The organism is Halobacteriovorax sp. JY17, assembly GCF_002753895.1.
In the GTDB taxonomy this organism is placed as follows: Bacteria; Bdellovibrionota; Bacteriovoracia; order Bacteriovoracales; family Bacteriovoracaceae; genus Halobacteriovorax.
Genome location: NZ_NJER01000002.1, coordinates 52,694 through 62,318, shown reverse-complemented (window position 1 = coordinate 62,318; position 9,625 = coordinate 52,694). Strand labels below are relative to the sequence as shown.

Below are 9,625 nucleotides of genomic sequence, written 5' to 3'. Positions count from 1 at the left end.
TTTCCTATTTATTTTTCTTTTGTTTTAATTTTGAATAACCTTTTTTGATATCTGCGATTCCACGCCTCATGGCCTCTACAAATATCTTGTTCTTCCTTATTGCTTTCTCATCTTCACTTTTATTCATATTAATGATTTCAACTAGTTCCTCTAGTTGTTGCATGATTTCATCTTTTTCCTCTTGGCTAACCCTAAAGGCTACGAGAGGATAATCATTGGAATCTTTCTTTTTTTCTAATTCGATTGTCATAAAACTCAGCTTGTGTTTTCAATAACTTATTTAATGATATATTATTATATCAAATATTGTCTAATTTAATATTGTTAATTTTTTATTGTTAAACAATAAATCATTGCACAAAATAACGCTACGTGATATAATCTCTCTATGACAAAGAAACTTATAACCAAAACATTGATTAAATCTTATATAGACTGCCAAAAGGGTTTATATCTAGAGCTTAATAATCCAGAGTTAAAAAATCTTAAGGATGATCCATTTCTGTCATATTTAGCTAGTGAGGGTTATAAATTTGAGGATATTGTTATTTCGCTTTTTCCTAATGCGAATCTCCAAGCGACATTTACTAGTAATGGCGTACTTGTTCGTACAGATATATTAACTGATGATTCACTAATTGAAGTAAAGTCATCCACAAGCGTTAGAAACGAAGACATTTTAGATATTGCAATACAAGCATGTATTCTAAAAGAGACGGGCAATGATCCTGGTGTATACAAGTTGGCCTTTGTTGATAACACTTATTCATTAGCTTCTAGCCTTGATATTAATCGCTTAGTTCGATTTGAGGACGTGACTGCTTTGGTAGATGAAATCCATCCAGAAGTTGAAGATCTTATAAAAATTGCTAGAAAGACAGCTAATGCGAAGAGGTCTCCTGAAAGGGAAGTTGGCCGTCACTGTTTATCATGCCAATTTATTGAAAGCTGTTCTCCAGAACTATTGGATTATTCAATATTCCATCTTAGAAGGGGTGGGAAGAAGATTGATGAACTCTTAAACGATGGTGTTAATCATCTAAAAGATATTCCGTCTTCTACTAAGCTTTCAGGCTATCAAGAGCTTCAAGTAAAGGCATCTGGTAGTGGTGATATTATTAACAGGGATAGCATTAATGCTACTTTGAATACTTTGAGATATCCCATATATTATTTGGATTTTGAAGCAGCTCCAATCTTAATTCCTAGATATAAGGGTTCTTCTCCTTATGAACAGATAACTTTTCAAGTATCAATTCATATTGAGGAATCAGCAGGAGCTAAACTTAAGCATATTGAGTTTTTGCACGATCAAGATACAGATCCTCGCCGTGGCCTTGCTCAGTTTCTAGATCAAAAGATAAACGAACAGGGATCTATTGTTGTTTATCATGCCAGTTATGAAAAAGGGCGACTAAAAGAAATCTCTGATAGATATCCTGAATATTCAATCAAGATGAATGGTCTTATAAGTCGCTTATGGGATCTTGAAACTATTTTTACAAAGGGCCACTACCTTTCATCTAAATTTAATGGCAGTACAAGTATTAAAAAAGTACTTCCTGTTCTTGTTCCAGCATTAAGCTATCAAGATCTTAATATATCAAATGGGGCTGATGCTTTTATAAGTTATCTTCAAATGATTGATGATAAAACAACCTCAAGGAAGAAACGAGAAATCTATAACTCGCTTCTGCAATACTGCAAAATGGACACGTATGCGATGTATGCAATCGTGGAAGCTCTGCGGGAGGTTTGCCATGAATAGATCTAGATAAATTTCTCACTTATTAACAATTTATGACCGACACAATGCTCTGTTTATGAGTAAGTGGACAACTTTAACTTTTTTCATACGAGGTAAAAATGAAAAAACTATTTATTTCTGATCTCGAACGAGAAACAGGAGTTTCGAGAAGAAATATTTATAAATACATTAGGAATAATGCTTTCTATAAAAAGTTTAGAATCAAAACGATGTCTGAGCTTCCAAACGGCGTTTCAAAAGGCTCCCCAGCCAAGGTTTTAAGCCAAGAACAGTATGATTACTTGAAGGAGAAAATTGAAAGTGACCCTAATTTTGAAAATAATGATGATCCAATGGATGGCAAAGATTGTGTCTATGTCGTCGACCTTTGTCCAAATGGCTTTACTGTAATCAATGGTCAAAAACAGAAACGCTTCAAGATTGGTTACACTTCAAGGTCTCCAAAAAAAAGAGAAAAAGATTATAGAGTGAGTAACCCTGAGGCTGCCATCGTCATGACAATGGAGCTTGGTATTTCTGAAGAACAAGTCCTTTTAAAATACATCAATGGAAAGTTCTGCAAAAGAATCGGTAACACCGAACTCTTTAATGTTGAGAACGTTAATGAGTTTTTAAATAAAATCCAAGAGTTTTGTGAAAATCTAAAATAATTTATTAATAAATAGGAGAATATTATGTTTGATCAATGCCAAGACCCAACTATTAAAAATATCGATGTACCTGTTAAGCAAATCAAGGGAATTATAGAAAGCCCTAATGGTAATACTATATTAATATCAAATAATGCTATGGCCATTACTATAGACCTTGATGGAAATATTCTTAATTCTGTCTTGCTTCTCCCAAGCACTGAAATCTTAAGCTTTGTAGAGTATGAAGAAGAGTTCTGGTTTACAACAACTGATAAGCATATCTATGTTATCAATCCACAGCTTCAAATTGCACAATCATTCTCACTAGATCATGTGGCCACCTCCGTTGCCCCACTAGAGGATAGGTCTGCTTTGGTTATTTCTTACTTTGATCAGCAAACGAATCAATCTTTCTTTGAGTATCGTTCACTGCCAGAGTTAAATATTCTAGCAACTGGTTTCTATGGGCCAAAGACCCCAATTATTAGCTCAGTTGCATTTAAACATGATGGCCATGTATTTCTAGCCTGTTGCTCAAAATCAGGACTTTCTCTTTTAAAAGTTGAGGGGCAGGAATTAATTAATATTCAGAACTATTCTGAAGAAAGTGAAGGTAGGGAGTTAAACTATTCTCAATTACTGGCTGAGTCAAAGAGGTTTTTAATCGATAACATGACAGGAAGAGTAAAAGCTGATCTTGAACCTTCTAGGTACATGGAGAAACTTTGCTTTTTTAGAAATGAAGAAGCAACTCATGGGGCGATTGCTAAAAGAGGTAGCTGGATTGCTTTTCTTAACCCAACTCAACTTAAAATGGTTAATTATGATACAAAGGAGAGCTATAAGTTTCAAACTAAGCTAGATAATCCAAACATCGTAAAAGTGCTCAAATACCACGTAATCTGCGTCTACGACAATGTTTTAAGCATTTATGACTTTAGGAAGCAATCACTGAAGTTCATCATGGATTGATAATCTACTAATACGAGGGAATTAGTATCAAAGGAGATTATTATGCTTAGAATTTATTACTCAACACTTTTAAACGAGTTTGTTTCAAAAGAGATCACAGAAGACAAAAGAGATGCTTTGGGCCCTGTATACTCTTCGATTCTTAATCAGTATCTGGATTATTATGGGCTATCTCAAGCATCACCAGTGGGTGAAGAACTCTATGACATTGAAAAACTTGGTATGTACTTTGAATCTCTAGAAGGAAAGTACAGTGGTTCTACAACTCCAGGAATAAAGTCCAAACTAAGAAAGATTAGAGATTTTGGCATTAAGCTCAGTTGTAATCATGATATTGTAAAACTGCAATTTGGAGATTCTCTTTCACATATCATGAAGATCAAAAAAATTAGTGGAAGAAAACTAGCTCAACAACTAAACCTAAGGCCACAAACTGTTACAGAGTGGATGTCTGGTAAAAACCTACCTTCTTATAAACATCTTCGGGTTATTGGCAAAATTGAAGATATTCTTGAAGTTCCTAGAGGCATTCTCAAAAGTAAACTTGGTCGAGTCGTACATGGGCAAAAAGGAAAGCTAATTGCTGAAAGGGAGAGAACTCCTCATGGTGTTAAAAACCAAGAATTAAGTACCATTCCATACAAAATTTCATTAAATGAAATGCCACAAAAGTTACAAGATGATATCGCAACCATGATTGCTTTTTTTACATCTGATTTTCCACAACTGGTACACCCTAAATTCAAAAGAGCAAAGAAACAATTTTGGAAAACCAAAGCACATAAAAATGAAAGCGGGAAAGCAAAGATGGTTATTAAGGATCTTGAGCAATTTCTTGGTTTTCTTTCTTTGTCACCAAATAATAAAAATCCCCTTCAACGAGGACTAGGAATCCCAGTTGAAAAACTATCTTTATCGTTACTAATGAATCCTCAGTTTATTGGAAAATATGTGAAGTTCAGAATGGATCGAAAAGAATGTCTTACGACAGGAGTTAAAAGAATCTTAGATCAGTTTAAAGTATTTTGTCGTAAAAAGTATGGTTATATAAGGCAACATACTAAGCTAGGACAAGAATATTTCTTCATTCAAAATGGACAATATATTTATCCATACAGATCTTGTGAACCATCAGATTGGAATGACCTGTGGGATCAAATATGTGAAAACACTCATGAATATCTTGATGAAACAGTTGAGTCTTCTAACTTTAGATCTGATGTTGATACATTTAAATCCATTGAAAATATTGTTGAAACCAATATTATGCCTCAAATAAAAGATATCTTAGACTGGGTCAAGTTAGATGCATCTTTAAAAGGACTAGGACCTGTAACCACTGCCAATAAGAAAAGAGACTCTCTACTTTCTATGTTAATCTTTTTATTTGAATTAAGAATCGATCATTATGCCACTATGGAATTTGGTAAGCATATATTTGAAAAAGATGGTGAGTTAAAGTTTAGAATATTTAGAGATGAACTTAAGCGTCCTGAAGTTCTGAAGTCTCCTTATGTTACATTAACGATACCAAAGGATGTTGCTGCACAAATAACAGAGTACAAAAACATCCATCGACCACATCTTTATGGTGCCAAAGAAAGTAATAAGGTTTTCCTTTCAAATCCTTCTGGAAGAAAAACTCCTGAATCAGTTAATGGTGTACAGTCAAGGTCCTTATCCTACGCCTTTAAAGGTTTAATGACTCTCTATTCAAATAGCTCTACAGGGTTTGGCCCACATGCTGTAAGAAAAATTATTACATCAGTTCTCGATAGAAAGCGTGACATCGCAGACTTTGATAATGCTGCAACCCTGGCCATGCATACACCAGAAGTTAGTAGAACCTCTTATGCTGCCAATGAAATTGAAGCTGCATTTGAGCATTATGTTGCTCGTCTTCAACATGCAGGAATTTTATCTATGCCAGAAGGGGAAAGAAGGAAGATACAGGTTGATGAAATTGATTATCACGATCTTCTTATTAAAAATAAAGAGCTTGAAAAAATGCTTATTGAAGCTCAAGAGAAACTTGTTAAAGTAGGAGATAAAAGTTTATCTCTTGTAAGTTAAGAAATTTTCTTATCTGCAAGCCAGTCATTAATTTCTGTTACGACTGACTCTAAGGTAGCAGGTATTGATAATTGGCTTGCTACCTTTCCAAGCTTTCTTAAGTGAGCTGCCCAAAGCGTCTGCATTGCTGCAAATTCATCTTCCTCAAAGGACACAGGAAGCTCTTTATTCGTATTACGTGTTGTAAAAGTAGTATCAATACTGTTTTGTAGTTTGGCTATATCTAGAAGACTATTCTCTCTGCTGAGCAAAAGAAGATCATGAAAATCCTTCATTCTGCTGTTAGCAGCTCCTTTTGATACTACAGTTTCAAGCTTCTCTGCAAAAATTGTCTCAACTGGATATATTTGAAGTGTTATTGCTCCCTCAAAGATTGGCTTTCCTTTGTATTCATACAATTCTAATGACTCAAGCTTTGGATCAACAAGATCTCCAACTCCAATATCTACTTGGATCTTATCCTTCATCTTTTGACCGAATGTCAGATCAATATTTAATCTATATCCAGGATAATTCATATGAGGTTGTTCAAGAGGGACAACTTCAGCAAACTTAAAACTAAATCCATCTTCAATTTGTACACTACAAATTTCAATAAATGATTTTTCTATATTTGGGACATCAGCATTAATTTTATTTGCAAGAAAATCTACATCCTTTGTTTCTCTACCAATATCAATATAATGGGAAAGAAGTAGACCACCTTTAAATATAAATTGATCCCTATATTCAGAGCCTGAAATTCTTGCAAGAAACCTTTCTAGCACTAAAGAACGCCACACTTCACCAAAGTCTTTACCTTCATCCTTAGCAATGCTTTTAATTCTCTCTTTAAGTGCCTGCTCATTCATGTTGTGACCGCCATAATATAAGGAGCTATTTTAACTCTTAGCTCTTTTGCATATTTTTGAAGCTTTTTAAGATCAAGCTTATCTTTTCCACTTCTGGCCAGTGCAGCCTTAAGGGCCTTAACTCCTATCTCAACTCCAAGATATCTAAAAGAATCGAGAATTGTACGTTCTACGTCAAAAATTTGAACCTTTTCACTTCCAAGAGTAAGTTCCGTTTTACCTAGATCGATATTTCTCATTCTAACTATTCTGGCCCCACTTCTTCTTGGTGCTCTTGAGCTATGTGAAACAGCAATCCAGTGAGCACGTGGAATTTCATCTGTTAGCTCATAAAGGGTGAGAGCAGAAATAAGACAGATCACACCATCAGGTATACTTTTTGATACAAGAACAAGATCTTCATAACGAAAATCAACATCAAGGTCTTGATTAGAACTTCTGTATACACCTCTATCAACACGCTCAATCATTCCTTTTTTGATATAATAATTTATCAGGCTCGGGCTTATACCTAGCTCTCTGGCCTCACTTGCTCTAAAGACTGTTTTCTTTAGTAGTGGTTTAAGTTTCTGAAATTGCGTATTATTGTTCATAATTTATTTTAACATATGTACCCAGTTTAAACAAGTGGGTGCATATATTAAGTTTTAAATCGAGCATGGTAATTTCTCAGTGATATCAGAAACTTAGATCCAGCTATAGGGTAAAGATACATGGCCAGAGCTAGAAAAGCTCCCCAAATTACCAACTCTTTTATCAGGTAGTTCATGTAACTCAGATACTAGTATTGTGGAAAAAACCTTTTGTTTTCAATAGCTTAGATTGTAATTCGAATAATTATGGTAATGAATTTTTGCTCTTTTATTACCATGTGATCATTCTTTAATAATATCAATCACTTAGGTCATTTCTAGAGCAATTCCAAATTACCATGATAATTCATTAATTTGTAGATCCTTATGTGAGCTTAAACAATTTATATAAGGAGATTATTAATGAGTTCTATTTATGTAGACACTATCGTTTCAAGATTAATGAAAATTTACGAGATGGAGTTTGGTGGAAAACCTAACGGCAGATTTAAAATCTGCTACCAAAGAATGCAGCAGGTAACTGGAAAAACAATAATCAACCCCACATTCTTATTTCAACTACAAGAGTGTGCTTTTAACTCTGGTCTTACCATTATCAATTTAGGAAGTGAGTTTGCCGTGATTGAAACAGGAATTCTTACTGGTTATCGTAACGTTCCCCAAGGCAGTATTGATAAAATTTTGAAGGAGTAAAGTTATGATGCGAGATAAGATTGATAAAATTAAAAATGTAGATATATCATCAATACTTGGGCACTTTATACACCTAAAAGTACATCAAAATAAATATAGGGGACTATGCCCTTTTTGTCACAATCGAAAAGAGACACTCTTTGTAGATGATCATAAATCCATCTACTACTGTAGTGAAGATGGTGGTGGTGGTGATGCCATTAGCTTTGTTATGAACTTTAAAGATATCACCTTTGATGAAAGCCTTGATCTCATCTCATCACTGATCGACAATCAAGCGTAAATTAGGTGCTTGGGCGATTGATGATTTTCCCGATGGCCCAGTGGATTCATCATTGTTAATCATTTTTTCTCTAAAGGCTGCGTGAGCTGTTCTAGCACGCAGCTCTTTTCTCTTATCAGCGTTCATATAGTTTTTCTCATTAACTTCCTTGCTGTGACCCAAGATATAAGCTCTATCCTCTGCTGATATGCCCTTATCTCCCATTTCTTCATTCAACGTATTTCTAAAATCATGAACCTGATAATCTTTTCCTCTATAGGGAAGACCAAAGTGTTTGCTAGCTTCATCAACTAGCTCTTGAATACCTTTTAAGAAATCATCACAGCGTTGCCATTTACCATGTCTATAAATTGGGAATAGGAAACGATACTTTTTGTAAGAGGTCGTTCCACCCTTTGGGGTTATTCTTCCATATATTTCATGATTTCTATGTTTTATTTGCTGAGATTTTATATAGGCAATACATCTTTCATCCAAAGGAATAATTCTTTTATGCCTATTATGAGTTTTAACCTGAAACCCCATTTCAATATTAGTCGGGCAATCAGGCTTATCCATTAAAATGATGCTGTCAAAATTGTACTTATCGGGGTAGAGGTTTTCTTCACTAAGAGTAGACATCTCTCCCTTAGCAATACCTGTTGTTCTATAAAGATAAATCATCTCTTTTCTATCTGGATAATTGTACGGGGTTTCAAAAGGATACTTATCAACTGCTGACAATAATTCTTCAGGATAGGTTACAGTTCTTGTTCCAACTGTCTCATTTTCATGACCATTAGTTTCTGGAGTAGAGCTAATAACTGCTGGATTCATATTAAGGCCAAGTTTTTTTGCCAGACAATTAAAATAGGCTTTTAATAATCTTTTGTAAGATGCTGCCGTTACAATATTAATAGGCTTCCCATTTTCAGCACACCACTTTTGAAGATTATCTTCTATTTGTTGTAGGTCATTTGTATCGACCTCTTCTAAGTATCGCTTACCTGTACGTTTACTAACAGTTTTCAAAAGATATTTTAAAGTTGGCTCTTGCCTTGCGATATTGCTATCTCTTTTACGGTGCCTTCCCTTATTAAAATCTGTGTAATACAAAATCATTCCATCTAAAAATAGAGTTTGGCCTTTTTTGGACTTTACTTCGAACTTTTCAAGCTTTGGTATTGATTTAAGAGGAAAACATCCATTTCTAACAAGTGATTCAAACTCCCGTACCGTCTTGTTTCTAGTAGCTTCTGTCTTGCAGCTATCAGTCATAAGCCCATAATAATGCTCTCTTTTGCCAGTGGTTAAATAAAAAGTGATTCTGTATCCATTACGATATTTCTCAATCTTAGGGTTAGGAGAAACAATTCCACTGTACTTAAAGTTGGTTTTCTTAAAATCACTCCCATTTAGATATAAACAATTTAACATTTGGCCTCCGTCTAAAAATCTTGATGAAATCGAGATTTTCTCTCTAGAAATTCATCAAGATCCTTTTGAGTATAGATTTTATCTTTACCGATAAGCTTCCATGTTATTTTCTTTTTCTTGGCATAATTCTTTAGTGTTTGAAGTTCAACCCTCAAATAATCTGCAGCTTCTTCTTCTGTAAATATCGATTTGGGGACTTTCAACGACTCAGCTAATTGATACATAAGCTTAAACTGAGAGTAGTCATATACAACTACTGGAGAATTCTTGTTCGCCTTTTCGAATATCCCTTTATTCTTTTTCATGACGCAATGTTAACACAACACTCCACTGTACGCAACACT

At 34.5% G+C, this 9,625-nt stretch carries 11 protein-coding genes; 6 read left to right on the top strand and 5 right to left on the bottom strand.

Annotated elements, in window-relative coordinates:
* Window positions 1-4: 4 nt before the first annotated feature.
* The gene (locus CES88_RS08665) at window positions 5-250 is read right to left on the bottom strand and encodes a hypothetical protein (protein WP_290733413.1); all 246 of its coding nucleotides are present in this window, start codon (window positions 248-250) and stop codon (window positions 5-7) included.
* Window positions 251-388: 138 nt separating this feature from the next.
* Here CES88_RS08665 and CES88_RS08660 point away from each other — a divergent pair, with 138 nt between their 5' ends.
* The 4 genes from CES88_RS08660 (at window position 389) to CES88_RS08645 (ending at window position 5,445) form a co-directional block, all read left to right on the top strand.
* On the top strand, window positions 389-1,768 hold the full coding sequence (locus CES88_RS08660) for a DUF2779 domain-containing protein (protein WP_290733411.1): 1,380 nt from the start codon (window positions 389-391) through the stop codon (window positions 1,766-1,768).
* Window positions 1,769-1,866: 98 nt separating this feature from the next.
* Complete coding sequence (locus CES88_RS08655) at window positions 1,867-2,418, top strand: hypothetical protein (RefSeq protein ID WP_290733409.1); 552 nt, start codon at window positions 1,867-1,869, stop codon at window positions 2,416-2,418.
* 24 nt (window positions 2,419-2,442) lie between these two features.
* Window positions 2,443-3,372 carry a hypothetical protein gene (locus CES88_RS08650; protein WP_290733407.1) on the top strand — a complete coding sequence of 310 codons (930 nt, stop codon included), beginning with the start codon at window positions 2,443-2,445 and terminating at the stop codon, window positions 3,370-3,372.
* Window positions 3,373-3,414: 42 nt separating this feature from the next.
* The gene (locus tag CES88_RS08645) at window positions 3,415-5,445 is read left to right on the top strand and encodes a helix-turn-helix transcriptional regulator (RefSeq protein WP_290733405.1); all 2,031 of its coding nucleotides are present in this window, start codon (window positions 3,415-3,417) and stop codon (window positions 5,443-5,445) included.
* Here CES88_RS08645 and CES88_RS08640 read toward each other — a convergent pair.
* Both CES88_RS08640 and CES88_RS08635 read right to left on the bottom strand, forming a co-directional pair.
* On the bottom strand, window positions 5,442-6,296 hold the full coding sequence (locus tag CES88_RS08640; protein WP_290733403.1) for a nucleotidyl transferase AbiEii/AbiGii toxin family protein: 855 nt from the start codon (window positions 6,294-6,296) through the stop codon (window positions 5,442-5,444). The two genes, CES88_RS08645 and CES88_RS08640, sit on opposite strands and share 4 nt — an antisense overlap.
* The gene (locus tag CES88_RS08635) at window positions 6,293-6,889 is read right to left on the bottom strand and encodes a type IV toxin-antitoxin system AbiEi family antitoxin domain-containing protein (RefSeq protein WP_290733401.1); all 597 of its coding nucleotides are present in this window, start codon (window positions 6,887-6,889) and stop codon (window positions 6,293-6,295) included. Before CES88_RS08635 ends, CES88_RS08640 begins: the two co-directional genes overlap by 4 nt.
* Window positions 6,890-7,291: 402 nt before the next feature.
* Between CES88_RS08635 and CES88_RS08630 the strand changes: the two genes are divergently transcribed.
* Both CES88_RS08630 and CES88_RS08625 read left to right on the top strand, forming a co-directional pair.
* On the top strand, window positions 7,292-7,582 hold the full coding sequence (locus CES88_RS08630; RefSeq protein WP_290733399.1) for a hypothetical protein: 291 nt from the start codon (window positions 7,292-7,294) through the stop codon (window positions 7,580-7,582).
* Between the two features lie 4 nt (window positions 7,583-7,586).
* Window positions 7,587-7,865 (top strand): CHC2 zinc finger domain-containing protein, encoded by a 279-nt coding sequence (locus tag CES88_RS08625; RefSeq protein WP_290733397.1) that lies wholly within the window; start codon window positions 7,587-7,589, stop codon window positions 7,863-7,865.
* Here CES88_RS08625 and CES88_RS08620 read toward each other — a convergent pair.
* Together CES88_RS08620 and CES88_RS08615 are read right to left on the bottom strand one after the other, a co-directional pair.
* Window positions 7,842-9,281, bottom strand: a complete 1,440-nt coding sequence (locus tag CES88_RS08620) for a hypothetical protein (protein WP_290733395.1) — start codon at window positions 9,279-9,281, stop codon at window positions 7,842-7,844. The genes CES88_RS08625 and CES88_RS08620 overlap by 24 nt on opposite strands.
* Before the next feature lie 11 nt (window positions 9,282-9,292).
* Window positions 9,293-9,586, bottom strand: coding sequence for a helix-turn-helix domain-containing protein (locus CES88_RS08615; protein WP_290733393.1), 294 nt, complete (start codon window positions 9,584-9,586; stop codon window positions 9,293-9,295).
* Window positions 9,587-9,625 lie beyond the last annotated feature (39 nt).

What these genes read in the sequence shown, in the direction of transcription:
- CES88_RS08665 (WP_290733413.1), bottom strand. Translation starts at nt 250, where the DNA reads ATGACAATCGAATTAGAAAAAAAGAAAGATTCCAATGATTATCCTCTC.
- CES88_RS08660 (WP_290733411.1), top strand. Translation starts at nt 389, where the DNA reads ATGACAAAGAAACTTATAACCAAAACATTGATTAAATCTTATATAGAC.
- CES88_RS08655 (WP_290733409.1), top strand. Translation starts at nt 1,867, where the DNA reads ATGAAAAAACTATTTATTTCTGATCTCGAACGAGAAACAGGAGTTTCG.
- CES88_RS08650 (WP_290733407.1), top strand. Translation starts at nt 2,443, where the DNA reads ATGTTTGATCAATGCCAAGACCCAACTATTAAAAATATCGATGTACCT.
- CES88_RS08645 (WP_290733405.1), top strand. Translation starts at nt 3,415, where the DNA reads ATGCTTAGAATTTATTACTCAACACTTTTAAACGAGTTTGTTTCAAAA.
- CES88_RS08640 (WP_290733403.1), bottom strand. Translation starts at nt 6,296, where the DNA reads ATGAATGAGCAGGCACTTAAAGAGAGAATTAAAAGCATTGCTAAGGAT.
- CES88_RS08635 (WP_290733401.1), bottom strand. Translation starts at nt 6,889, where the DNA reads ATGAACAATAATACGCAATTTCAGAAACTTAAACCACTACTAAAGAAA.
- CES88_RS08630 (WP_290733399.1), top strand. Translation starts at nt 7,292, where the DNA reads ATGAGTTCTATTTATGTAGACACTATCGTTTCAAGATTAATGAAAATT.
- CES88_RS08625 (WP_290733397.1), top strand. Translation starts at nt 7,587, where the DNA reads ATGATGCGAGATAAGATTGATAAAATTAAAAATGTAGATATATCATCA.
- CES88_RS08620 (WP_290733395.1), bottom strand. Translation starts at nt 9,281, where the DNA reads ATGTTAAATTGTTTATATCTAAATGGGAGTGATTTTAAGAAAACCAAC.
- CES88_RS08615 (WP_290733393.1), bottom strand. Translation starts at nt 9,586, where the DNA reads ATGAAAAAGAATAAAGGGATATTCGAAAAGGCGAACAAGAATTCTCCA.